At 36.4% G+C, this 24,662-nt stretch carries 24 protein-coding genes; 12 read left to right on the top strand and 12 right to left on the bottom strand.

Translation table 11 applies throughout. The annotated features are described in order from the left end of the window. Positions 1 to 66: 66 nt before the first annotated feature. From ACXAGS_RS08205 to ACXAGS_RS08230, 6 genes are all read left to right on the top strand, one after another. Entirely contained in the window at positions 67 to 624 is a 558-nt protein-coding gene (locus ACXAGS_RS08205; RefSeq protein WP_474906063.1) for a cob(I)yrinic acid a,c-diamide adenosyltransferase, read from the top strand. A gap of 125 nt (positions 625 to 749) precedes the next feature. Further along, complete coding sequence (locus tag ACXAGS_RS08210; RefSeq protein ID WP_010520089.1) at positions 750 to 974, top strand: DUF2795 domain-containing protein; 225 nt, start codon at positions 750 to 752, stop codon at positions 972 to 974. Between the two features lie 139 nt (positions 975 to 1,113). Continuing rightward, a complete protein-coding gene (gene secA, locus ACXAGS_RS08215) occupies positions 1,114 to 4,476 on the top strand; it encodes a preprotein translocase subunit SecA (protein ID WP_474906064.1) in 3,363 nt (1,120 codons plus the stop codon). Positions 4,477 to 4,619: 143 nt separating this feature from the next. Beyond that, positions 4,620 to 5,495 carry a sensor histidine kinase gene (locus tag ACXAGS_RS08220; protein WP_474906065.1) on the top strand — a complete coding sequence of 292 codons (876 nt, stop codon included), beginning with the start codon at positions 4,620 to 4,622 and terminating at the stop codon, positions 5,493 to 5,495. A 48-nt stretch (positions 5,496 to 5,543) separates the two neighbouring features. Next, the gene (locus ACXAGS_RS08225; protein WP_474906066.1) at positions 5,544 to 8,057 is read left to right on the top strand and encodes a M14 family zinc carboxypeptidase; all 2,514 of its coding nucleotides are present in this window, start codon (positions 5,544 to 5,546) and stop codon (positions 8,055 to 8,057) included. Further along, complete coding sequence (locus tag ACXAGS_RS08230) at positions 8,057 to 9,622, top strand: amidohydrolase family protein (protein ID WP_474906067.1); 1,566 nt, start codon at positions 8,057 to 8,059, stop codon at positions 9,620 to 9,622. The genes ACXAGS_RS08225 and ACXAGS_RS08230 overlap by 1 nt, the downstream gene beginning before the upstream one ends. Here the strand turns inward: ACXAGS_RS08230 and ACXAGS_RS08235 are convergent. The 3 genes from ACXAGS_RS08235 to ACXAGS_RS08245 form a co-directional block, all read right to left on the bottom strand. Continuing rightward, complete coding sequence (locus ACXAGS_RS08235; protein WP_474906068.1) at positions 9,619 to 9,846, bottom strand: hypothetical protein; 228 nt, start codon at positions 9,844 to 9,846, stop codon at positions 9,619 to 9,621. The two genes, ACXAGS_RS08230 and ACXAGS_RS08235, sit on opposite strands and share 4 nt — an antisense overlap. A gap of 372 nt (positions 9,847 to 10,218) precedes the next feature. Beyond that, positions 10,219 to 10,446: a hypothetical protein gene (locus ACXAGS_RS08240; protein ID WP_474906069.1), complete on the bottom strand. Its 228-nt coding sequence runs from the start codon at positions 10,444 to 10,446 to the stop codon at positions 10,219 to 10,221. Positions 10,447 to 10,629: 183 nt separating this feature from the next. Continuing rightward, positions 10,630 to 11,295: a peptidoglycan DD-metalloendopeptidase family protein gene (locus tag ACXAGS_RS08245; RefSeq protein WP_474906070.1), complete on the bottom strand. Its 666-nt coding sequence runs from the start codon at positions 11,293 to 11,295 to the stop codon at positions 10,630 to 10,632. An 83-nt stretch (positions 11,296 to 11,378) separates the two neighbouring features. On the opposite strand from ACXAGS_RS08245, the gene ACXAGS_RS08250 reads away from it, so the two are divergent. Both ACXAGS_RS08250 and msrA read left to right on the top strand, forming a co-directional pair. Then, entirely contained in the window at positions 11,379 to 12,062 is a 684-nt protein-coding gene (locus ACXAGS_RS08250) for a metal-dependent hydrolase (protein WP_474906071.1), read from the top strand. Positions 12,063 to 12,105: 43 nt separating this feature from the next. Then, complete coding sequence (gene msrA / locus ACXAGS_RS08255; RefSeq protein ID WP_474906072.1) at positions 12,106 to 12,792, top strand: peptide-methionine (S)-S-oxide reductase MsrA; 687 nt, start codon at positions 12,106 to 12,108, stop codon at positions 12,790 to 12,792. A gap of 5 nt (positions 12,793 to 12,797) precedes the next feature. Here msrA and ACXAGS_RS08260 read toward each other — a convergent pair whose 3' ends face one another. The 4 genes from ACXAGS_RS08260 to ACXAGS_RS08275 all read right to left on the bottom strand — a co-directional run bounded on the left by ACXAGS_RS08260 (position 12,798) and on the right by ACXAGS_RS08275 (position 15,904). Then, positions 12,798 to 14,258 (bottom strand): hypothetical protein, encoded by a 1,461-nt coding sequence (locus ACXAGS_RS08260; RefSeq protein WP_474906073.1) that lies wholly within the window; start codon positions 14,256 to 14,258, stop codon positions 12,798 to 12,800. Continuing rightward, positions 14,236 to 14,823: a hypothetical protein gene (locus tag ACXAGS_RS08265; protein ID WP_474906074.1), complete on the bottom strand. Its 588-nt coding sequence runs from the start codon at positions 14,821 to 14,823 to the stop codon at positions 14,236 to 14,238. The genes ACXAGS_RS08260 and ACXAGS_RS08265 overlap by 23 nt, the downstream gene beginning before the upstream one ends. Next, positions 14,807 to 15,349, bottom strand: a complete 543-nt coding sequence (locus ACXAGS_RS08270; RefSeq protein ID WP_474906132.1) for an RNA polymerase sigma factor — start codon at positions 15,347 to 15,349, stop codon at positions 14,807 to 14,809. Before ACXAGS_RS08270 ends, ACXAGS_RS08265 begins: the two co-directional genes overlap by 17 nt. A 129-nt stretch (positions 15,350 to 15,478) precedes the next feature. Further along, positions 15,479 to 15,904, bottom strand: a complete 426-nt coding sequence (locus ACXAGS_RS08275; RefSeq protein ID WP_474906075.1) for an Ohr family peroxiredoxin — start codon at positions 15,902 to 15,904, stop codon at positions 15,479 to 15,481. 157 nt (positions 15,905 to 16,061) lie between these two features. Between ACXAGS_RS08275 and meaB the strand changes: the two genes are divergently transcribed. Genes meaB through ACXAGS_RS08290 form a run of 3 tightly spaced genes read left to right on the top strand, consistent with a single transcriptional unit; the run spans position 16,062 to position 18,971 of the window. Then, on the top strand, positions 16,062 to 17,108 hold the full coding sequence (meaB, locus tag ACXAGS_RS08280) for a methylmalonyl Co-A mutase-associated GTPase MeaB (protein WP_474906076.1): 1,047 nt from the start codon (positions 16,062 to 16,064) through the stop codon (positions 17,106 to 17,108). Between the two features lie 38 nt (positions 17,109 to 17,146). Continuing rightward, positions 17,147 to 18,109 carry a glycosyltransferase family 2 protein gene (locus ACXAGS_RS08285; RefSeq protein ID WP_474906077.1) on the top strand — a complete coding sequence of 321 codons (963 nt, stop codon included), beginning with the start codon at positions 17,147 to 17,149 and terminating at the stop codon, positions 18,107 to 18,109. Beyond that, on the top strand, positions 18,090 to 18,971 hold the full coding sequence (locus tag ACXAGS_RS08290; RefSeq protein WP_474906078.1) for a lysylphosphatidylglycerol synthase transmembrane domain-containing protein: 882 nt from the start codon (positions 18,090 to 18,092) through the stop codon (positions 18,969 to 18,971). The genes ACXAGS_RS08285 and ACXAGS_RS08290 overlap by 20 nt, the downstream gene beginning before the upstream one ends. Here ACXAGS_RS08290 and ACXAGS_RS08295 read toward each other — a convergent pair. The 5 genes from ACXAGS_RS08295 to mazG are packed head-to-tail and all read right to left on the bottom strand — an operon-like array spanning position 18,963 to position 23,625. Next, positions 18,963 to 20,621 carry an ArnT family glycosyltransferase gene (locus ACXAGS_RS08295; RefSeq protein WP_474906079.1) on the bottom strand — a complete coding sequence of 553 codons (1,659 nt, stop codon included), beginning with the start codon at positions 20,619 to 20,621 and terminating at the stop codon, positions 18,963 to 18,965. The genes ACXAGS_RS08290 and ACXAGS_RS08295 overlap by 9 nt on opposite strands. After that, complete coding sequence (locus ACXAGS_RS08300; RefSeq protein ID WP_474906080.1) at positions 20,618 to 21,184, bottom strand: phosphatase PAP2 family protein; 567 nt, start codon at positions 21,182 to 21,184, stop codon at positions 20,618 to 20,620. Before ACXAGS_RS08300 ends, ACXAGS_RS08295 begins: the two co-directional genes overlap by 4 nt. A gap of 4 nt (positions 21,185 to 21,188) precedes the next feature. Then, positions 21,189 to 21,416 (bottom strand): hypothetical protein, encoded by a 228-nt coding sequence (locus tag ACXAGS_RS08305; RefSeq protein WP_474906081.1) that lies wholly within the window; start codon positions 21,414 to 21,416, stop codon positions 21,189 to 21,191. A 32-nt stretch (positions 21,417 to 21,448) separates the two neighbouring features. Then, positions 21,449 to 22,825, bottom strand: a complete 1,377-nt coding sequence (locus ACXAGS_RS08310; protein WP_474906082.1) for an MATE family efflux transporter — start codon at positions 22,823 to 22,825, stop codon at positions 21,449 to 21,451. A gap of 14 nt (positions 22,826 to 22,839) precedes the next feature. Beyond that, positions 22,840 to 23,625 carry a nucleoside triphosphate pyrophosphohydrolase gene (gene mazG, locus ACXAGS_RS08315; RefSeq protein ID WP_474906083.1) on the bottom strand — a complete coding sequence of 262 codons (786 nt, stop codon included), beginning with the start codon at positions 23,623 to 23,625 and terminating at the stop codon, positions 22,840 to 22,842. Between the two features lie 119 nt (positions 23,626 to 23,744). On the opposite strand from mazG, the gene ACXAGS_RS08320 reads away from it, so the two are divergent. Then, on the top strand, positions 23,745 to 24,620 hold the full coding sequence (locus ACXAGS_RS08320; protein ID WP_474906084.1) for an alpha/beta hydrolase: 876 nt from the start codon (positions 23,745 to 23,747) through the stop codon (positions 24,618 to 24,620). Positions 24,621 to 24,662 lie beyond the last annotated feature (42 nt).

Raw genomic sequence — 24,662 nt, forward strand, 5'->3', positions numbered from 1 at the left:
AGTACAACTGCAGTAATTAAAATTGATTTTTGATAGCTTTGCTACAAAGAAACAGTTGCTACTGCCATGAAAATATATACTAGGACCGGAGATAAAGGTAAAACTGCACTTTTTACAGGTACTCGGGTTCCCAAACACCACTCCCGCATAGAAAGTTATGGTACTTTAGATGAGTTAAATGCTTATTTGGGGTTAATTAGAGATCAGGCCATAGCTGAGGTACACCAACAAAACCTGATTAAAATACAGCATTTATTATTTACTATCGGTGCAATTTTGGCAACAGAACCTAAAAAGGATGCTAAACTAAAGATTCCAAGAATAAGTCTAGAAGAAATCACTTTTTTAGAAAAGGAAATGGACCGCTTAAATGCACAATTACCAGAAATGACGCATTTTATCTTACCTGGCGGACACACAACCGTGTCATACTGTCATATTGCAAGAACGGTTTGTAGAAGAGCGGAACGCCAAATTTCTTATTTGCACCAAACCGAACCGGTAGCCGATACCGTTTTGGCCTATATAAACCGCCTAAGTGATTATCTTTTTGTACTGGCACGGAAATTGTCATCAGAATTACAGGCTCAAGAAGTCAAATGGATTCCTGAGAAATTAGACTAAGAATTCTAGTTTTTTATCCCTATAATTTTGGAATGTTAAAAATAATTTTTAAATAATAGGGAAAATCCTTGGAAGATTGGGTTTAAAAATTATTTTTGCAAAAATTTTAAAATCAGACCATTGCTATGTATTGGACTTTAGAATTGGCTTCTTATTTAAGTGATGCGCCTTGGCCAGCATCTAAGGACGAGCTTATAGATTATGCCATTAGGACAGGAGCGCCATTAGAGGTTGTAGAAAATTTACAATCTATGGAAGAAGAAGGCGGAGAAATCTACGAATCTATAGAAGAGATTTGGCCAGACTATCCTACCGAAGAAGATTATTTATGGAACGAGGACGAATATTAGATTGTTCTTGTACACAACAATTATAAAAAGTCTCTATTGCTAGAGGCTTTTTTTATGTAATTTTGGCAGCCTAGCCGTCCAAAAAAGTTCTACTTGGACATTGGAACAGCTTTTGCTAAACAATAACAAATTCACATTCATGAGCATATTAAACTCAGTATTAAAAATATTTGTTGGAGACAAATCTGAGAAAGACGTTAAGGCCATACAACCGCTTGTAAAAAAAATTAAATCTTTTGAGGAAGAAATTAGTCGTCTAAGCCATGACCAACTAAGACAAAAAACACAAGAATTTAAAGCCCTAATTGCAGAAAAATGTGCAGCTGTAAACGCACAAATAACCCAATTGCAAGAGGAGGTAGAAAATTCTACAGACATAGACCGTAACGAAGAAATCTATTCTGAAATAGATAAGTTAAACGAGGAGGTTTATAAAATTTCAGAAGAAGTACTTAACGATATATTACCTGAAGCCTTCGCCGTAGTTAAAGAAACGGCAAAGCGCTTTGCCAATAATACCACCCTAACGGTAAAAGCTACGGAATTTGATCGTAGTATTTCTGGACGAGCAGACTACGTAAACTTACATGGTGAAGAAGCGGTTTGGAAAAATTCTTGGGATGCAGCCGGTAAGGAAGTTACTTGGGATATGGTACATTACGATGTACAGCTAATTGGCGGTATTGCATTACACCAAGGTAAAATTGCAGAAATGCAAACAGGAGAAGGTAAAACCTTGGTAGCTACACTACCGCTGTATTTAAACGCGCTTTCCGGAAAAGGTGCCCATTTGGTTACCGTTAATGATTATCTTGCTCGTAGGGATAGTGCTTGGATGGCACCACTATTTGAGTTCCATGGGCTATCTGTAGATTGTATTGACAATCACCAACCGAACTCAGACAGCAGAAGAGCCGCCTATAATGCAGACATTACCTACGGTACAAATAACGAATTTGGTTTTGACTACTTAAGGGACAACATGGCCCATACGCCAAAAGACCTAGTACAAAGACCTCACCATTACGCCATTGTAGATGAGGTAGATTCCGTATTGATAGATGATGCACGTACACCTCTTATTATTTCTGGCCCTGTGCCAGAAGGAGACCGCCATGAGTTTACAGAGCTGAAGCCAAAAGTTGCGGATATTGTTCAAAAACAACGCCAATATCTAACCGGTGTGCTGGCAGAGGCTAAAAGTCTTATAAAATCTGGAGATACCAAAGAAGGAGGTTTTTTCCTACTTAGGGTACACCGTGGTCTACCTAAAAATAAGGCATTAATAAAATTTTTGAGTGAGGAAGGGGTAAAACAACTACTTCAAAAGACCGAGAATTTTTACATGCAAGACAACAATCGTGAAATGGTAAAAGTAGACGAAGAACTTTTATTTACGATTGATGAAAAAAACAATCAAATTGAACTTACAGATAAAGGTGTTGAGTACCTTTCTGGTGGGCAGGATAAAGATTTCTTTGTAATGCCAGATATTGGGGCAGAAATTGCTCAGATAGAAAATCAGAACCTAGAAATAGAAAAAGAGGCAGAGCTTAAAGACGAATTGTTTAAGGAGTTTGCTGTTAAAAGTGAGCGTATCCATACCATGAGCCAATTATTAAAGGCCTACACACTTTTTGAAAAAGATGTGGAATATGTGGTTATGGACAATAAAGTACTTATTGTAGACGAACAAACGGGTCGTATAATGGATGGCCGTAGGTATTCAGATGGTCTACACCAAGCCATAGAAGCAAAAGAAAACGTAAAAATAGAAGCGTTAACACAAACTTTTGCAACAATTACCCTTCAGAACTACTTTAGAATGTACAATAAACTTTCTGGGATGACGGGTACTGCTGTTACAGAAGCTGGTGAGTTCTGGGAAATTTATAAGTTAGACGTAGTTGAAATTCCAACAAATAGACCTATTGCAAGAGACGATAGGCATGATTTAATTTATAAGACCAAAAGAGAAAAGTACAACGCTATTATAGACGAGGTTACCAAATTAGCACAATCTGGCAGACCGGTACTAATTGGTACCACATCTGTAGAAATCTCTGAGCTCCTTTCTAAATTGTTAAGTGTACGTAAAGTGCAGCATAATGTACTTAATGCAAAATTACACAAGAAAGAAGCAGACATTGTTGCAGAAGCAGGTAAGCCTGGCGTAGTAACCATTGCCACAAACATGGCAGGGCGTGGTACAGATATTAAATTAACCACAGACGTAAAAGATGCCGGTGGTTTAGCAATAATAGGTACGGAACGTCATGATTCTAGACGTGTAGATAGGCAGTTAAGAGGTAGATCTGGCCGTCAAGGTGATCCAGGTAGCTCACAATTTTATGTATCCTTAGAAGATAACTTAATGCGTTTGTTTGGATCAGAACGTGTGGCCAAAATGATGGACCGCATGGGATTGGAAGATGGGGAAGTTATACAACATAGTATGATGACCAAGTCTATAGAACGTGCGCAGAAAAAGGTAGAAGAAAACAACTTTGGTATTCGTAAGCGTTTATTAGAATATGATGATGTTATGAACGCCCAGCGAGAAGTAATTTACAAAAGACGTAAACATGCCTTGCAGGGAGACCGTCTTAAAGTAGACATTGCCAACATGATCTATGATACGAGTGAGGTAATTTCGGAAACCAATAAAATGGCGGATGACTTTAAGAATTTCGAGTTTGAACTAATAAAGTATTTCTCCATTACCGCTCCTATGACCGAAGCGGAGTTTGGTAAAATGAGCGTACAAGATGTTGCGCTTAAGGTTTATGACCAAGCGTACAAACATTACCAAGAAAAAGTTGCTCGTAGTGCAGAACAAGCTTTCCCGGTCATAAAAAATGTTTACGAAAACCAAGCGGATCGTTTTGAACGTATTGTTGTTCCCTTTACAGATGGTATTAAAACACTAAACGTGGTAACCAATCTTAAAGATGCTTATGAAAGCAACGGAAAGCAATTGGTATTAGATTTTGAAAAGAACATCACTTTGGCCATTATAGATGATTCTTGGAAAACGCATCTTAGAAAAATGGATGAGTTAAAACAATCTGTGCAATTGGCCGTGCATGAACAGAAAGATCCTTTATTGATTTACAAGTTTGAAGCTTTTGAGTTGTTTAAGACAATGATGGATAAGGTGAATAAAGAAGTAATCTCATTCTTATTCAAAGGCGAGTTACCAAGCGAGAATACCAATCAAATTAAAGAGGCCAAGACAGTTTCTAGACCAAAGGAAAAGCTGCAGACTACCAAGGAGGAAATTCCTAATAGTGATGAACTAGCTGCGCAGAATAGAGCTGCTGGACAAACACAGGCACAAAGACCTCAAAAAACAGAAACAATTACAAGAGAAGCCCCAAAAATTGGTAGAAACGACCGCGTAACCATTAAAAATGTTATGTCTGGTGAAAATAAAACCCTGAAATACAAGCAGGCAGAACCCCTTATCAACAAAGGAGAGTGGGTTTTGGTAAACAATTAATCTAAATATCAGAAAATATTGTTAAAGAAAGGCAACCAAATTATGGTTGCCTTTTTTGATTATGTTGCAAAACATAATTAGATTTACATTGAAATAACCACTATTTTTAGGCTATTCATAAAAAACTAGCCAAACTATTACCTATGCAACAAAGCGTTGATGAAAACCCTCCCTTGACTACCAAGCTTTTACCGTTAAAAGCTGTGAATGGTGTGGGCTTTTTGGTAGCCATTGGCTTGGGTATCTACTATTTGGTAGGTGGGGCACTCTTGGTTCCGCTAGCTTTATTTGTGCTTGCCCTGTTTTTTATCTTAAATTTTTGGGTGGCCATTCAAAAAGAAAAAGAAGGGCCTCAAGTAAACGAACTGCATAAAAAATTACACGAAAAAGAATTCTTGCTCAAAGAAGTACATCATAGGGTAAAGAACAACCTCCAAACAGTTTCTAGTTTACTTAGTCTACAATCTAGATCCATTGCAGATAAAAAAATTAAAGGGATTATCAGAAGTAGCCAGCACAGGGTGGTATCCATGTCCATGGTACACGAGATGCTCTACAAAAGAGATGACTACACCTCCAAGATTGAATTTAAACCTTATGTAGAAGAACTTTGCGAATATTTGATAAGGTCTGTTAAGGGCAATAATCATAACATTGCCACAAAACTCAATATTGGGGACTATAAGTTAAGTATTGACACGGTTATTCCGCTTGGTTTAATAATCAATGAGACAATCACCAACGCCCTAAAATATGGTATTCCGGGAGAATCAGAAGGCGAAATTGAAATAAACCTCTCCAAAAAAGGTGTTAATACTTATGAAATGTATTTGGGGGATAACGGTATAGGATACCCAGAAGAAGTGAGTCCTAAAACATCAAAATCACTTGGATTAAAACTAATCCATAATTTATCTAGACAATTAAGAGGTACCATTTTTAGGGATATGGAAAAAAAAGGCACCTATTATCAAATTACTTTCGAAGAAATCATAGACGGCATCAATACTTTGGATTAATTGGTTTGCATCCTTTATCTTTAGAGGATAACCAATTAGACTAATAGAATGCTTAAAAAACTATTTGTAGTTGTACTGCTTTGTACATCTACCCTATCCGCACAAGATTATTTCTATAAAAAATTTCATCCTTTTAATCCTGAAATCCCTTCACCCGAAGCTTTTTTAGGATATGGTATTGGCGAACATCACACCAGACATGATTTAATTGTTGCCTATTTACAAAAACTTGCAGAAGTCTCTGATCGTGCTACGCTTGCAGAATATGGAAAAACCCATGAAGGCAGAAAATTGGTAATGCTAACCGTTTCCACCCCTGAAAACCTTCAAAATCTTGATGTATTAAAAGAAAAACATCTGGAATTTACCAAACCAGAATCCAATAGCAAGGCCACCCCTGACCTACCTATTTTTATCAACCTTGCCTATAATGTACACGGTAATGAACCTTCTAGTTCAGAAGCAGCCTTATTAACTGCCTATACTTTTGTTGCTTCTAACAATCCGGAAATAACCAACTACCTTAAAAATGCGGTGCTGTTTATAGACCCAACTATTAATCCAGACGGTAGAGATCGCCACACCCAATATGCAAATGCTTACCAAGGAAACCCACTTGTGGCAGACCCACAAGATGCAGAGCATAACGAATATTGGCCTAGGGGCAGAACCAATCACTATTGGTTTGATCTAAATAGAGACTGGCTTTTAGCCATAAATCCAGAAAGTAGAGGTAAATTAAATTGGTACCATGAATGGTATCCAAACGTGGTAACAGACTTTCATGAAATGGGTAGTCAAAGTAGCTACTTTTTTGAGCCAATGAAAGATAACGGGTCTTTAGACCCAATAATGCCCAAAAAAAATTATGAAGACCTAAACAACCTATTTGCCGGTTATTATGCGAAATCTTTGGATAGCATTGGTTCGCTTTACTTTACCAAAGAAGTTTTTGATGGCACCTATCCTGGTTACGGATCTTCTTATCCAGACTTACAAGGTGGTTTAGGTTTGTTATTTGAACAAGCCAGCTCTAGGGGACATAAGCAGACTACTGCGTTTGGTGAAATTACCTTCCCATTTACCATACGCAATCAATATACAAGCAGTATTACCACGGTAAAAGCTGCGGTAGAAAATAAAGAGTTGATGTACGATTACCAGTTAGAGTTTTTTAAATCAGGCATTGCTAAAGCCGAAAAAAGTAAAATCAAAGCTTATTCTTTTAAAACGGGTACGGATAAAAACAGAATCAAAGCCTTTCTAGACAAACTGCTTATACACAGAATAAAGGTAGAACAGACGGAAGATGGTTTTGTTGTGCCAACAAAACAAGCGCAATACAGAATGGTACAAACCATGTTCGAAACCTATGACAAATATAGAGACAGTGTTTATTATGATGCCTCTGCCTGGTCTGTTGCCAATTTTTTTAATATTGATTACAAAGCTAATAATACGTACAAACCTGGTAAACCTGTATCAGATTTGAAGAACATATTTCCAGTAACACCTATAAGCCAATCTAATTATGCATATGTTATAGATTATGATGATTACAATGCGGTAGCGGTATTAAACTTTTTACAACAGAAAGAAATTACCGTTTCTTCGGCATTTAAGCCTTTTACAATTAAAACTGCTAATGGCAACAAAGCGTTCAATTTTGGTAGTTTGGTTATTCCCGTAGCGGCGCAGAAAAAAAATTCCAATTATATATATGAAGCCTTACAGCAAGCCCAAGAAAAGTATAATGTACCTATGTATGCAGTAAATTCTGGATTTAGCCTTAAAGGAGTAGATTTGGGTAGTAGATATATATCACCTGTAAAAAAACCCAAAGCTGCCTTATTAATTGGTGATGGCGTTAGTTCTTATGAAGCTGGCGAAGTTTGGCATTTATTGGACACCCGTGTTCATATGCCAATTTCTAAATTACCCATGCGCAATTTAGCCAGAATAGATTTTTCTAAATATAACGTGCTTGTCATGGTTTCCGGGCGTTACCAAATGAATCAGAAAACTACCGAAAAAATTAAAAATTGGGTAGCACAAGGCAATACCTTAATCACTATTGCAAATGCTTCTAAATGGATTATAGACCAAAAGTGGGTTAAAGAAGAACTCACTAAAAAAGAAAAGGATACTTCAGATGTAACCAAAAGAAAACCCTATGTAGATGCAAGGGAAAATCTAGGAAAAAACAGTGTTGGTGGAGCCATTTTTAAAGTAGATTTAGATATAACCCACCCTATAGCCTTTGGATACACCAATGAACAAATACCTGTATATAAAAACAATTCGGTTTGGTTAAAACCTAGTAAAAATGCCTACGCTACGGTTGCCAAGTATACCAAAGAGCCACATGTAGATGGTTTTATTACCAAAGAAAACCTAAACCATTTTCTTAAACCCTCGGCTTCAATAATAACTAGTAAAATTGGGGGTGGTAAGGTTATCGTGTTTGCAGACAATCCAAACTTTAGAGGTTCTTGGTATGGCACTAACAGACTGTTTTTAAATGCTTTATTTTTAGGAAACCAAGTTAATATCCCAGAATAATGAGTAGGTTTTTTATTTACATACTAAGTTTTTGCCTTTTTATATCACAATTTATTTTCGGTCAAGAAAGTTTGCAAGAAGGCCCTTTTAACCAATTAATTATTAGAGGAGTAACTCTAATAAATGGTAATGGAGCACCTCCTAGAGGGCCTATTGATATTGTTGTAGAGAATAATATTATTACCCAAGTACAAGTTGTTGGCTTTCCAGGAGTAACAATTGACCCTGACAAAAGACCTAAACTTAAACCAGGAGGAAAAGAATTGGATTGTAACGGCAAGTATTTGCTGCCGGGATTTATAGATATGCATGGCCATATAGGTGGTGAAGCACAGGGTGCCGACTATGATTATGTTTTTAAGTTATGGATGGCCCATGGAGTAACCACTGTTAGAGAACCTAGTGGAAGAGGGCTTCAATGGACATTGGACCTAAAAGCCAAAAGTGAAAAAAATTCCATCATCGCACCAAGAGTATTTGCCTATACAGGTTTTGGGCAAGGAAGTGCTAAACCCATTAGCACCCCAGAAGAAGCTAGAGAATGGGTACGTTCTAACGCTAAAAAAGGGGCAGATGGCATTAAATTTTTTGGCGCCCCGCCAGAAATAATGGCGGCCGCGTTAGACGAAAACAAAAAATTAGGTTTAAAATCTGCTTGCCATCATGCCCAAATGGACGTTGCAAGATGGAACGTGCTGCATTCTGCGCGTGCTGGTTTAACCAGCATGGAGCATTGGTACGGACTACCAGAAGCCCTATTTGAAGATAGAACCGTACAAGACTACCCTTTAGATTATAATTACCAAAACGAACAACACCGATTTGAAAATGCCGGTAAATTATGGGAGCAAGCTGCAAAACCATATAGTAAGCATTGGAATGCGGTTATGGACGAATTGATTGCTCTAGATTTTACATTAGATCCAACATTTAATATCTATGAAGCGAGCAGAGACCTACAAAGGGCAAGAAGAGCAGAATGGCACGAGGCGTATACACTGCCTTCTTTATGGGAGTTTTACAAACCAAGTAAAATAAGTCATGGTTCTTATTGGCATAATTGGGGTACGGAACAAGAGGTTGCTTGGAAAAAGAATTATAAATTATGGATGACCTTTATTAATGAGTATAAAAATAGGGGCGGTAGGGTAACTACCGGATCCGATAGTGGGTTTATTTACCAATTGTATGGATTTGCTTACGTAAGAGAATTAGAGTTGTTGCGAGAAGCAGGTTTTCATCCTTTAGAAGTAATACGCAGTGCAACACTAAACGGAGCAGAGGCATTGGGTATGGAAGATAAGATTGGTACGGTAGCCGTAGGCAAACTTGCTGATTTTGTTATTGTTGCTGAAAATCCCTTAGAAAATTTGAAAGTGCTTTATGGAACAGGAGCCATAAAATTGACCGAGGATAATGAAATTATACGAGCTGGTGGTATTAAGTATACTATTAAAGATGGAATTGTCTATGATGCTAAGGCACTATTAAAGTCTGTAAAAGAAATGGTAGATAAGGAGAAACAAAAACTTGATTATACCATTAAACAGCCGGGAATGGATTAAACCATTTTGGTCTCAACCTTTTTAAGTTCAAATTTCAACGCTTTCTTAACCAAGTAATTTTTGTCTTTATAGATAATTGTTACTTGGTTTTCTGTTTTAATAGTTTTTTTAAAAGTAATCTCTGTAACTTTTATAGGTGCAATGGTTGTTTCTAATTTCTTTTCTTCTTGACCAAAGGCTACGGCTGTAAAAAGAACTAAAATTAATGTGGCAACTGCTTTCATGGTGTTTTGTTTTTGTTTCTTGATGTAAAATTACCACCACATAAGAAGTTAATTTACCGTTTATCGATAAATCAGAATTAAGTGTAGACGAATGGTAGTTATAACTAGGTGTATATATTAACCCTAAAAACAAGAAAAATAGACCTATGTATTTTACCGATGAACCTTGTAATTCATCGGCCTTTAGCGTCTATGAGCAGCAAAATATACTTGGGGAGTTTTTTTGCTTGGGAATACCGCTACTGGCGGCTTTTTATTTTTATAGGCCTTAATTTTTTTCTTAATCTGCATTCTTTGCAAACTAAGGAACAAGCACCCATTAAGAAAACTAAACTAAATACCACCAAAATCACCGTCCATATTAAATTCATATTAAGCTAATTTGGCGTTACTTTTCTTAGTCTTAAAAGACAACTCTTTTTTAATCCTAGAATTTTTAAACATGTACAATCTAGCAACTTCTTTTGTCTTAACCTCTGTCTTGTTAACCTTAATGTTCAACTGAACACCTTGAGGCTTAACTTCTACCTTTTTATCAGATTGTGCCATGGCTATATTTCCAATTAAGATGATGAAGATAAAGGTTACTATTGCTTTCATGTCTTTGATTATTTTACACTGTAAAACTAGCATCAGATTAAAAGACACCTAAGTTAAATCGCCATTGACACTGGATTAATCGTTTAAATGCACCTAAACGGATTAACGGTAAAAAAGTATCGATAACAGTAAATTAATGACTGTTCCAGTTACCGAAGCTGCATGCATTTAATCGATAAGAAATTATAATTTCAATAGTAAATTCGGGTCTGGGCAATTGTCTTTGTAAAATTCAAGATTCGTATTTGAACACACCCCAGGATAATCTCCAGTATAAGTCTGTATATCTAATATTACTTGAAAGTGTAAATGTGGTGCGTAGCCTACATTTATTTCTGGAGCACCTAGTCTTGCCAATAACGTACCTTCATTAAATTCTTGACCAACTCTTAATGCATCAATACTTGCTAAACTTAAATGCCCGTATAACGTATAAAAGCACAAACCATTTAAGTTATGTTCTAAAATAATGGTGGGTCCATAATTACCAAAATCGGCATTATTTGCAAAGCTGTGCACCTTACCCTTTAAAGGTGCTAAGACTGCAGTTTGTTCTGGTAGCCAAAAATCGATACCCAAATGTATATTTCTGATTTCCGTAGTATTAAACCTACCCGAACTACCGTATAAATTTCGTTTTTCCAAATAACCACCATAAGGTATATTGCTACCATAATTAGCTATTAGGTCTACGTACCGCTGGCAATCATCTGCATTGGAAATAGTAAATTGCTTTAAATCCGGATTGGTTACAGATAAATCCAGTGGCACATAATTGCGCTGATGTATAGGGTCTTGAAATAACTGTACAGGAGGTAACCCCTTAACTAAGTTTGCAAAAGAATTCATAAATAATAGCTAATGTAAAGTCAACTTTCGGCAAAATTATTAGTTTTTGCTACCTTTCCCTATAGACACTACAAACAAAAGACATGAGAATAACATTTTTAGGACACGCCTCTTTTCAAATAGAAATAGATAACACCGTTTTATTAATAGACCCTTTTATATCTGCTAATGAACTTGCTTCCCATATAGATGTAAATAAATTAAAAGCCGATTACATTTTAATAACCCATGGTCACCAAGACCATGTATTAGATGTAGAAACCATTACCAAAAACAATCCGGAAGCAAAGCTAATTTCTAATTATGAGATAATTCAGTGGTATGGAGAAAAAGGATTAAATGGGCACCCTATGAACCATGGTGGCAAATATACCTTTGACTTTGGTACACTTAAATATGTAACCGCCATACACTCCAGTATTTTGCCAGATGGTGCTTATGGTGGTAACCCTGGCGGCTTTGTGCTTACTGCCTTAGACAAAACAATTTATATTGCAGGAGATACTGCTTTGACCATGGATATGAAGCTTATACCAGAGACCTGCCCTCCACTTGACCTTGCCATTTTACCTATTGGGGATAATTTTACCATGGGTTTCGAAGATGCATCTATTGCCGCAGATTTTGTTCAGTGCAATACGGTTTTGGGCTGTCATTACAACACCTTTCCTCCTATTAAGATTGACCTAGATACAGCACAACATCATTTTAATGATTCAGGAAAAAAACTACTGTTACCTGAAATAGGAGAAAGTATTTTAATCTAAAATTGTAAGCTTTAATCAGCATTTACAACTAAAAAAGAAAACTATGAAAAACTACCTAATATTAGTAGCCTTCATCGCTATGGTTTCTTGCAACGGAAATACAAAAAGCCAACAAGTAAAAGCAGGCAACGATATACAAAATACCAAGGATACTAAAAACGAACCTTCACAGGATTTAAGTGCATATGAAACGGCCTATTTTGCAAGTGGTTGCTTTTGGTGCGTAGAAGCTATTTTTGAAAGTGTTAAGGGCGTTAAAGAAGTTGTTTCCGGTTATAGTGGCGGTAGCGAGAAGAACCCTAGCTATGAGGATGTATCTTACGGAAGAACAAGACACGCAGAAGCAGTTGAAGTCTATTATGACCCAGAAGTTATATCCTATTTTGCTTTAGTACAAGTTTTCTTTGGTTCTCATGACCCAACTACTCTAAATCGCCAAGGGCCAGACAAAGGAGCCCAATACCGGTCTATTGCTTTTTACAAGGACGAAAAACAAAAGAAGACCATTCAGGATTATATAACGCTTTTAGTTTCTGAAGATGTGTATGGGGACGATGAAATTGTAACACAAGTAGAACCTTTTGAAAAATTTTGGCCGGCAGAAGATTACCACCAGGATTTTGAAAAGAGAAATCCAAACCATTCTTACATAAAGGCAGTTTCTATTCCTAGACTAAATAGGTTCAAGGCTAACTTTAAAGACTATTTAAAAGAAGATTTGGAACATTAAAAGTATTAGTCTAAAACAATAGTGCTGTATTTTGCATTAATGTTGATAGATTTTCCACTAGAATCAGTGTTCTTATAACCTTTGCAAACGGTAGTATTAAAATTTTTGGTACGCTCCATTGTCAATGTTTTAGGATACTCAATATCTGATTGGGTACCATTTATGTATACAGATACCGCATCTTTAGGCAGCTTGCACAGCAGTTCTCCATTTTGAACGGTAATATCTAATGTTTTAAACCCAGTGCCTAGTTGGGCAATATTTAAATCACCCAAATTATTGGTTACATGCGCCTTACTATCTAAACTACCAATGGTTACTTTAGAAGAATTTAGACTCAAGCCCAATTCTTTAACCGTAGCCAATTGCACTTTGTCCGAATAGTTTGTTTGCAATTTACCTAAGTTCCAATTGGTGACCGAAACAGGAGTGTAAGAAGCGTCTATAAACGTCTTACTCCCTTCTATAGTATTGGCAAGCAAACTTGCGTAGCGCAAGTTTGCTTGTAAATTTTTGGTTAGGTCTGCCAACTTCACCTCGCCATGTTTTACGTTCATTTTTAGTTTCACGGATTTTGGCAATTTTATTTTAAGTGTCTTTTTAACCTTGTATTTTTTGGTATTACCATCATTTGAGTAGAAAAAGATATTGGTATCCTCACCGTTACCAAAACGTTGGTTTCTAATTTCAATTCTTTTTTCCATAGCCTCCTGTCTACGCTCTTGTTGTTTTTCTATCATTTTAGCACGTTGCGCTACCCGTTTTTCTATTTCTTCTTGACGCTCCTCCATGGCTTCGGCACGTTTTTCCATAGCTTCTGCTCGTTTTTCTATAACAATCGCATGTTTTTCTTCCCATTTTTTTGCTTGCTCCTCTACTTTTTTGCCCCAATCTTCCATCTTTTTTTCGTACTCTTTATCAAAGCCTTTCTGGAATTCTTTAGACCATTCTTTCAAATACTTCTCTCCTTCCTCTTTAAATTTACTGTAATCAAAAGCTTTATCAGGCATAGGAGGCATCGGCGGTGCTGGTGGTATTGGCATTTCCGGAACAGTGGCCACAATAGCCGCTACTTCAGGTAAATCTGGTATCTCCAAATCTAAGAACAAGGGCTCTACGTCTATATGAAAATCATCATCCGTATGCCTACTCACAAAATTCCAAGAATTTCCAGACTTACTGTTAATTTCAATTCTTTTACTATTGCCCATTATAGTAAATGGTTCTCTTTTAAAATAATCTTCCGCTTCTTCTTCTGTTGCCCCTTCCAAGGTAACAGTCGCGGTAATTTCCACTTTATCCTTGTTCCAAGATTCAAACTCAATATCTGTATAAGCCGTATTAAGTTCCAATTCAGTTTGCTCACCAATCGCAAAGGTTTCGGTATAGGTTTTGGATTCTTGTGCCTGCAGGCTCCAACAAAATAGTAGGGCCGTGCACGTATTAAATAATAGTTGACTGTTCATTTTCTGATGATTTTAATTGATTTAATTTTGATTTAAGCTTTTGCAATAATTGCAAACGCAATTGTAGGTTTTGTATTAAAGCCGAAATAGTATCGTCATTGGGTCCGTAGTTGTTCAATTCCTCATTTAATTCTTTGTACTCTTGATCCAATTGGGCCAACTGCTCCATATAGCCATCTACAACCTCTTTATTTTCATTAGAAACTTCTAGTTTGGAAAGTTCATAATTTATGTTCCCCACATAATAAGTTTCAATTTTTTGCAAATCTGGAGATAAATCGCCTAGAGAAATCCCCTTGCCGTTTTCCATATTGGTTTTGGCGCTAACTACAGTTTCTGTTGGGGTTATAGGTTTTTCTTTTTTAAAGAAAAACAAACCTGCCGTTAATGCTATTACCAAGGTTGCAGCAATTCCAATCCAATACGTGGTTGGCGTCTTCTTTTTGCTGTTAGTTGGCAATTGGTTATCCAGTCTATCTAGAAAGCGTTGTTGGTGCCCTTCTTTAAGCTTAAATTCTTGAATTTCTCGTTCTTTTTGGAACATCTCCCTAAGATCCTGTGCCATAATATTTCGCTTTAAGCAATTCTTTTAATTTATTTTTTCCTCTTAACAACCTAGTTCTAGAAGCCGTTTCTGAGATTTCCAATATCTCTGCAATTTCTGAATGGTCATAGCCTTCCAACAAAAACAACTTCACTACGTATTGATAATTCTCCGGTAACTCTTCCATGGTTTCTTTAACCTGATGGGTTGTTACATTGGAAGCTACCTTCCAATCATCCACATCTGCAACATGCATATAGCTTTCATCTAATGCTACGGTATCTTTACGTTTTGCCTTTAAAAAATCAATACTCCTGTTAACCACTATCTTTTTAAGCCAAGCTCCAAACGTAACATCACCCTTGTATTGTTCTATACGTTGAAAAGCCTTAATAAATGCCTCTTGCAATACATCTTCTGCATCGTCCGCATTTTTTAGAAAACGCATGGCCACACAGAACATACCGTCACAATACTTCTTGTACAGCTGCAATTGTGCGCTTCTATTATTGTTTTTACATTTTTCTATTAACTCTAATTGCAAAATGGTTGGTCTGTTGTTTGTTTGTATTAAGGACGATTAAAAAACAGGAATGTGGCAAGAAGGACGTATTTATCAAAAAAAAATCCTGCCAAAATACATTAGCAGGATTATAATATAATGATTTAAAGCCTATTACTCGTCCATCAATAAATTTAAATGTACCGTAATATTATCTCTTGTTGCTTTACTATACGGACACATTTCATGCGCTAAGTTTACTACTTCTTCTCCTTGTTCCTTGCTTAAAGTGGGCAAATACGTGTCTAGAATAACTTCTATAAAAAAACCATCTTCGTCTTTATTTAAGCTTACTGTGCTCTTTACACTAAAATCGCCTAAATCTTTATGCCCCTGCTGCCCGGCAACAGCTTGCACTGCACCAGCATAGCAAGAAGCATATGCCGCAGCAAATAATTGTTCGGGATTTGTAGTACCCGCTTCTTGTTCACCTTTTGCGTTTGGCATTCTTATATCCAAATCTATGGCTCCATTATCACTAACTACATGACCGGCTCTACCACCTTCGTTCGTAGCAAAGGTTTTAAATATTGTTTTCATATGTATTTTTTATTTAAAGTTTTAAGGTAAGGCTTGCTAATAGCATCTCATAATTCGCAATATTAAATATTTGTGAAAACTGTAAACAAAACACTAGCAGTAGAATTACTCTGCTATGTGTAACTTTACCCCTATATACCCATTAATACAAACCTAGGTGTCTAAAAAGAAAGATTATATAAATCCTAACTTTAAACGAAGTAAGAATTTTACCGGTGCCCGCTCTTTTACGGTAGAAGAGTTGTTTAATGGTTTAAAAGCAGGAGACACCGTAGATTTGGCTAGAGCTATAACACTTATAGAAAGTAACAATCACAACCAACAAGAGCAGGCACAAGCGTTAATACAAAAATGTATTGCCACAGAACACAATAGTATCCGTATTGGTATTACCGGCGTACCCGGTGTGGGTAAAAGTACGTTTATAGAAACGTTTGGTATGCATCTTATACAGAAAGGCCATAAAGTTGCGGTTTTAGCCGTAGACCCTACTAGTTCCGTAACTAAAGGAAGTATTTTAGGTGACAAAACACGTATGGAACAACTTGCCAAGGCAAACAACGCCTTTATTCGCCCTTCTCCGGCAAACGACTCACTTGGTGGTGTTACCAAAAAAACAAAGGAAAGTATTTTATTGTGCGAAACTGCCGGTTACGATATTATTTTAGTGGAAACAGTTGGGGTTGGCCAATCTGAAACCGCCGTGCACGGTATGGTAGATTTTTTTCTACTACTTAAATTGGCCGGTGCCGGGGATGAGCTACAAGGTATAAAACGTGGAATCATGGAAATGGCAGATGGTTTGGTAATAACCAAAGCAGATGGTGCTAATCTTAATATGGTAACCACGGCCATGAATTCTTTTAAACGTGCATTGCACTTATACCCGCCCAAAATAAATGGATGGTCTCCAAAAGTGCTTTGTTGTTCCGCTCTTGAGCAAACGGGAATACAGGAGATTGCTAAATTAATATTTGACTATGTTCTTTTCACCAAAGAGAACAATACATTCTATGCTAAAAGAATAAACCAAAATAAGGAATGGTTTTTAAGTACGGTAAAAAACAATATCCTAGACAGTATTCTTCTAAAAATGGATAACCAAAAAAGAATAGCTAAGTATTTAAAACAAATTGATAATAACAAAATTGCTCCTTATAATGCCGCTTTAGCATTGGTAAAGCAGATAAACTACACAGCTTAATTAAAAAGCCTAAATTTGCGGCGATTTAAATTATACCCATGCAACCGGTAACCAATTCTTTTCTTTCTATAGTTGTTCCACTTTATAACGAAGAAGATAATGTAGCACTACTAACTCAAAAAATTCATGAAGCATTAGTAGGCTACAACTATGAAATTGTATATGTAGACGACTTTTCTACGGATAAAACCAAGCAGGTTGTAAAAGACTTAAATGACCAAAAAGTTGCTTTAATTGAATTAAAAAAGAATTACGGCCAGAGTTTAGCATTAGCGGCAGGTATAGATTATGCTAACGGTGATTACATAATTACCATGGATGGTGATTTGCAAAACGACCCTAGTGATATACCTAATATGTTAACTTTTGCTATTACCGAGGAGTATGATTTAATTACCGGAATAAGACAAAAGAGAAAAGATTCCCTGGTAAAAAAAATACCTTCTAAAATAGCTAATTTTCTAGTAAGGCGTGTAACCAAGCTAGATATTAAAGATAATGGCTGTGCATTAAAAGTGTTTACTAAAGAAATTGCTAAGGGCCTAAATTTATATGGTGAAATGCACCGTTTTATAACACTGTTAGCCCATTTAGAAGGGGCACAAATTAAACAAGTTCCGGTAAAACACCACGCTAGACATGCAGGTGTTTCAAAATATGGGCTAGAACGCGTATTTAAGGTTGTGGCAGATATGATGTTGCTACTTTTTATCCGAAAATACTTTCAACGTCCTATACACCTATTTGGAATTTTTGGTGTTCTACTCATCATCTTGGGAATTTTTATAGAATCCTATCTATTAATTGTTAAGTTTGGATTTGGCCAAGATATTGGCACAAGACCCTTACTTATGTTTGGCATGATGTTTATTCTAGGGGGAATTCAATTATTTACCATTGGTATTGTTATGGAATTGCTAATTAGAACCTATTACGAGTCGCAATCCAAAAGACCATATCGCATCAAGAAAATATCTATAGGTGACCAAAAAGTATCGTAAAATTGCAACTACGGCGCTAAAAATTGTCATTAGTATAGCCCTACTCTATTTTATATTCACCAAAATAGATTATAATACCGTTATAGCTACAGTAAAAAAGGCCCATCTAGGATATATCTCTTTAGCATTGGGCTTGTTTATAGTATCTAAATATTTTAATGCGCTGCGTCTTAATCTATATTTACATGCTATTGAAGTACCCTTAAGCCATAGGAGTAATTTTAAGTTATACTTGCTAGGCATGTTTTATAATTTGTTTTTACCCGGTGGTATTGGTGGAGATGCCTATAAAGGTTATGTAATAAAGAAAAATTTTAACGTTAGCACCAAACGTGTAGTGGCCGTTCTTTTATTAGATAGGTTAAGCGGTATGTTGCTTATACTCATTTACGCCCTGTTCTTAGCCTTTTTAATAGACAGTGCGCTTTTTTCACCTTTTAAATATTTTTTTTTACTAGCTATCCCTATCGGTGTTGCACTATTTTATTGGATAGTAAAACGATTTTTTAGTTACACCCTTGCTGCATTTTGGGGTTCATTTGGGTATTCTGCCTTATTGCAGGCTCTGCAATTGTTATGCGTATTCCTATTGATGTTGTCCTTGGGCATTACCAGTTCTATAACCGAATACCTTTTTGTATTTATGGCTTCATCAATTATTTCAGTTATCCCCTTAACTGTAGGTGGTATTGGCAGTAGAGAGGTGACCTTTTTATATGGAGCTAAATGGTTAAATTTAGAACCAAATATTTCTATAGGTATTAGCTTTTTGTTTTTCTTGGTTTCCGCTTTGGTCTCCCTAACCGGTCTCTATTATCATTTTAAAAAACCGAAACTGGAGCGTAATCCAACTTTAATTTAAGTGTATTAAGTGCCTTTTGTTAATAACCTTATCCCTTGTATTAGGATTTAGAAATTTACCTTGTAACCTAGTAATTCTAAATTGATCTACCGTAAATTGTTGGTCCCATCTAAACCCGGCTTGTTCTAAAATTTCTAAATCTTTGTCCGTAGCATAAACCCAAGGATTTTTCAATGCGGCCAAACCCGTTAACGTAGTAATTTTCACAGGTTTTTTATTGTAAAAATCTAAACCCCAAGTATAGTCTTCATTAAACTTATAAATGTTATTTACATCTATATTTTCATCCTCAATTTTTTGGGCCATGGTAGAACCCGCTTGGTATTTTAAAAGCTCTGGGTAAAAATGTAGGTTGAGCACCCCATTTATCAATAAAGAAGCGTAAACAGATATAGTTACCAGTCTTACATAATAAGGCTCTTGTTTTAAACAGAAATACACAGTTAATCCAAGACCGGACAAAAGCACTACGTAGTTGTACCAATTATTGAACTTGAAAACGTGAAAACAGATTAGGCATACCACTATGAAAACAACACTCAGGATAAAATACTGTATTCCAAGAAGTGTTTTTATAACTTTAACTTTCGTGTATTTGTCCAAACTATAGACATAAGATGCTGTTAGAATTGCATACAAAGGCATCATGATATTCATGTAATGCGGTAGTTTAAATTGGGCAAAACTTATTAAAAGAAAAATAAAGGAAATTCCGCCAAAAGTTAAAAACTCAAAACCTTTATGGTATACAAACCGCATTTTTATAAAAGACTGGGCGCGCCAAAAATACGCTACTAAGGCCAGAACGGACCAAGGTAAAAACACCCATAAAAAAGTATGGAAAAAGAAGAAAAAATCACTACTATTCTTTCCTATCCCTTCGCCACTCATCCTTTCAAAACTTTGTTCCCAAAAAATAAAAAAGATTCCGCTTCTGTTGTTTCTACCCCTTATTACCTTTTCTGGGTGTAAATCAAATTGATGGTAATAAGCATATAACATTGGAGCAATAGTAACGGCAAACACCAAAAGCGCAAAGATTACCTTGTAGTTGGCCAAAAGATTCCACTTTCTAGTATATGCCAAATGGCATAAAACACAAAGCCCTATAACCACCAACGCTATTTGCCCTTTGGTAGAGAAAGCTAGACCGGCTCCAAAAGCACCAAGTAATAAATTACGTAGTTGTTCTTTCTCTATATAAGCTGCTAATTGCCAAATGGAAAAAATAGTAAAGCCTGTTAAAACAGCATCGGTTCTAACATCTATTGCCCCTAGAACTATGGTTTGGCAAGTCATGAAAATTAATGCCGCAAACTTACCTACGTTTTTATGGTATAATAAAGTTCCAAGACCGTAAGCACTATAAGCAGCCAATAAAGTTGCTAAAATTCCAGGAACGCGATAAGCCCATTGATTAATACCAAAAAGCTTAAAAGAGAAGGCCGCCAACCAATAATGCATGTGTGGCTTATCTAAATATTCATTAGGCCCTTTGAACAAACTTAAAAAATCGTTCTCTTGAACCATGCGCATTGCCATAACCGCAAATTGGGCAGAATCGTTCTCAAACAAGGTAACAAAAGTACCCGCTATATAGACTAAGCAGATAAGTGCAATTAAAAACCAATATCTCCTGTTAGAAATCATAATCTTAATTTTTGGAGTACTGCTTTAAATAACGCATAGAAAATACGCCCTAGGACAGCTCCGATAAAAAAACCAGTCAAGACATCGCCTGGAAAATGAACTCCTATATATATTCTACTGTAACCAACCGCTATGGCCCAAACAAGCAAAAATAAAGGCAAAAACGGTATTTTTCTTTTAAAGAGCAAAGCAAAAAATACTGCAACCGCCATAGCATTAGAGGCATGAGCAGAGAAATAACCAAACTTACCACCACAATAAGACTTTACTAACCTCATACTATTGTTTACCGATAAATCATGGCAAGGACGCAGGCGTTCAAAACCGTATTTAAACGCGTTTGCCAGTTGATCCGTAGCGGTTATTAGCAAAGCTATGCATACCAACAAAACTCCAGTTTTTTTTAAACCTAATTGGCGAAAAGAAAGCACTAATAATAAAAAGTACAATGGAATTGAACCCCATTTGTTGGTAATGAACATCCAAAAGCCATCCCATGTTTCTGAACCTAAATTGTTCAAGAACAGGAAAACCTCTTTGTCTAAAGTTACCAATTCGTTCACGCAACTAATCTTCGTACCTACTTACTTCCCTATCGTAAAATGCCGTAGCCTCTTCTATCAACTGTTCGGCTTCAGTAGCCAGCTCTTCTTCATCCTCCCTAGAAAACTCCTCTAACCATTCTACTTCATCATTCTCTAGATTTATGATGAATCGTGGATACTCTGTATGAACTATGTAAATAGCATCCGGAAAATCCGTATTATCGCCCAAAAGAAATTTAGGTAGTTCCATAATTTATACTGTTATTTTTATTAAAAAAAGCACTAAACATGTGCTTGGTTTGCTATAAGTTTATTAGTCAAAAATTTAAATCGAATATACAACAATACCGCAGAAACGGTAAGACCGGAAAGTAGCCCTATCCAGATTCCAACACTTTTATATTCTGTATACAAACCCAAAAAATATGAAATAGGAAACCCCACCAGCCAATACGCCACAAACGTAATTGCCGTAGGTATTTTAACATCTTGCAATCCTCTTAAGGCGCCAAGCACCACAACTTGTATACCATCTGAAATCTGAAAAAATGAAGCAACTATTAGTAATTTTGCGGCCAAGGTAATTACTGCTAGGTTATCTGTTCTGTTTACAACATCATCTACATCTAAATAAATGGTTGGCAACCAATTATTAAACACTAAGAAAAATACTGCAAAAACAATCTCTATAATCAAGGTAAGAAGAAATACAGAGGTAGCAATTCTTTGTAGTTCTTTAAAGTTATTAAGCCCTTTTTGATTACCTACCCTTACCATTGCAGCCAAACTAAGGCCTATACCCACCATATACGTCATACTACTAAGGTTTAATGCAATTTGGTTTGCTGCTTGTGCATTTTTACCCAATACACCACTTAACCAGACGGCAGAAGTGAATATTCCTACTTCAAAGAAAACCTGCAAAGCCGAAGGAAAACCCAAGTCAATAATTTTTTTGATAATCTTAGACTCTATTATCCTGAATTTTAAGTTTTGCATAAAAGGTTTAAACTTGGGTTTGGAGTATAACATATACCACAAAAAGAAAACCATAAAAAATCTAGAAACTAAGGTACCTATTGCCGCACCTAATATTCCCATTTTTGGGAAACCAAAAGTTCCAAAAATGAAAAGATAATTCAACACTACGTTTACAACATTGCTTAATATAGTTGCAACCATAGGATATTTTGTTTGCGAAAAGCCATCTGCAAACTGTTTAAATGCCTGAAAAATAATCATAGGCACCATAGATGCAGCCACCAAGTTAATGTAAGGCATGGCCAACTCAACCACCTCTGGAGGTTGTTCCATATGATATAATACATTCTTAGTGAGCATAATTAATGAAAACATGACTAAACCAATTGCCACACAAATTATTAATCCATGTTTAAATAGCTGTTTGGCCCTATTATCATCTTTAGCCCCATCTGCCTCTGCCACTAGCGGGGTAATTGCGGTAGAAAAACCAATACCCACGTACATAAAAATAAGAACTAAACTATTGCCCAAAGACACGGCGGCAAGCTCAGCGGTTCCTAATTGCCCAACCATTACGTTATCCGCAAATGCCACAAAAGTGTGGCCCAACATCCCTAATACAACCGGTGCCGCCAGTTTAAGATTATATACAAACTCTTTTGTAAACTTTTCCATTTACTATTTAGGGATTACTTAGAAAACCCAATTTTTTTAGCCTCTTCCCAAAACACATCCATTTCTTTAAGCGTCATGTCCTGTAATGTTTTGCCTTTTTCTTTTGCCTTCTCTTCTAAATATTGAAACCTTCCAATAAACTTTTTATTGGTACGTTCCAGGGCGTTTTCAGGATTAATATTTAAGAAACGAGCGTAATTAACCATAGAAAACAAAACATCTCCAAACTCGGCTTCTATTTTGTCACGGTTGTTATTGGTTAATTCTTCTTGTAATTCTGCCAGTTCTTCTTCAACTTTTTGAAAAACCTGTTCCGGTTGTTCCCAGTCAAAACCCACGCCCGCAACCTTCTCTTGGATTCTATTGGCTTTTACCAACGCCGGCAAACTATTGGGAACGCCTTGTAAAACACTTTTTTTACCTTCTTTTAGTTTCAGGTTTTCCCAATTACGTTTTACATCTTCCTCAGTTTCTACCTTAACATCTCCGTAGATGTGAGGGTGTCTATTTATAAGTTTTTCGCAAATACCATTTGCTACATCGGCAATATCAAAGTCCTTTGTTTCTGAGCCTATTTTTGAATAAAAAACAATATGTAACAACAAATCCCCAAGCTCTTTTTTTACTTCTTCCAAGTCATTGTCCAAAATAGCATCGCCCAACTCATAAGTTTCCTCAATGGTTAAATGCCTAAGCGTCTGTAAGGTTTGCTTTTTATCCCATGGGCATTGCTCTCGCAACTCATCCATAATGGTCAAAAGCCGGTCAAATGCCTGCAGTTGTTGTTCTCTTGTATTCATCCTAAAAATATTCAGCTTTCAAAGCTACGATTTGTGGAACGGATTATTGTCTAATTCTAGGTTTAAATCTATTAGGTAAGCAGTCATTATATTTTTTATATTTAAAAAACTGAATTGTTATGAAAACCAAACTATTTATCCTATTCACATTGGCGTTATTTCATTTAAAAGCCCAAGAAATTATTGAATTACCAACAACAGAAAATCCACCGGTTACTTGTCAAGGAAATTCAAAAGCCTATTATTCTTCTATCTGGCAAACAGAGGTAATCACCAATGTTTCTAAACCAATCATGGAAGTTTTTAAGCCAACAGACAGTACTATAAATACGGGAACTGCCATTATTATTGCACCTGGAGGTGGGTTGTACGGTTTAAGTATAGAAAGTGAGGGCAACATGGTTGCCAACTGGTTGGCAGAAAAAGGCATAACCGCTTTTGTTTTACAATATAGATTGGTACCAACAGGCAAAGATGGAATACAAGAAATTACGACACTATCCCAAACCAATCCACAAAAAATTGGGGAGGAAGTAGCGAAGGTAATTCCGTTTTCTATTGAAGATGGTTTAAATGCAATTGCACATGTGCGTGAACATGCAGATGATTATGACGTAAATCCGGATAAAATAGGTTTCATGGGGTTTTCTGCCGGAGGAGCGGTAACCGTAGGTGTAAGCCAAAACTATACGGAAGCCACCAAACCCAACTTTCTAGTCCCAGTATATTACTGGTCTACCGTTATGCCCGCTAAGCCGCCCAAACAAGATGCCCCACCAATGTTATTAATCTGTGCCACGGACGATCCGTTGCAATTGGCCGCCGGCACTATTCAACTTTACAACACCTATTTGGAGGCTAAAAAAAATGTGGCCTTGCATATGTATGCTAAAGGCGGGCACGGTTTTGGAATGCGAAAACAAGGTTTACCCTCTGATAATTGGATTTTGCGCTTCTATGAATGGGCGTTGAGCGAAAAATTAGTAACCAATTAATTTTATTCTTTTAGCTTGCTGTAGGTATCTCTGTTAAAGTTT

The organism is Croceivirga sp. ABH4_376, from assembly GCF_056160685.1.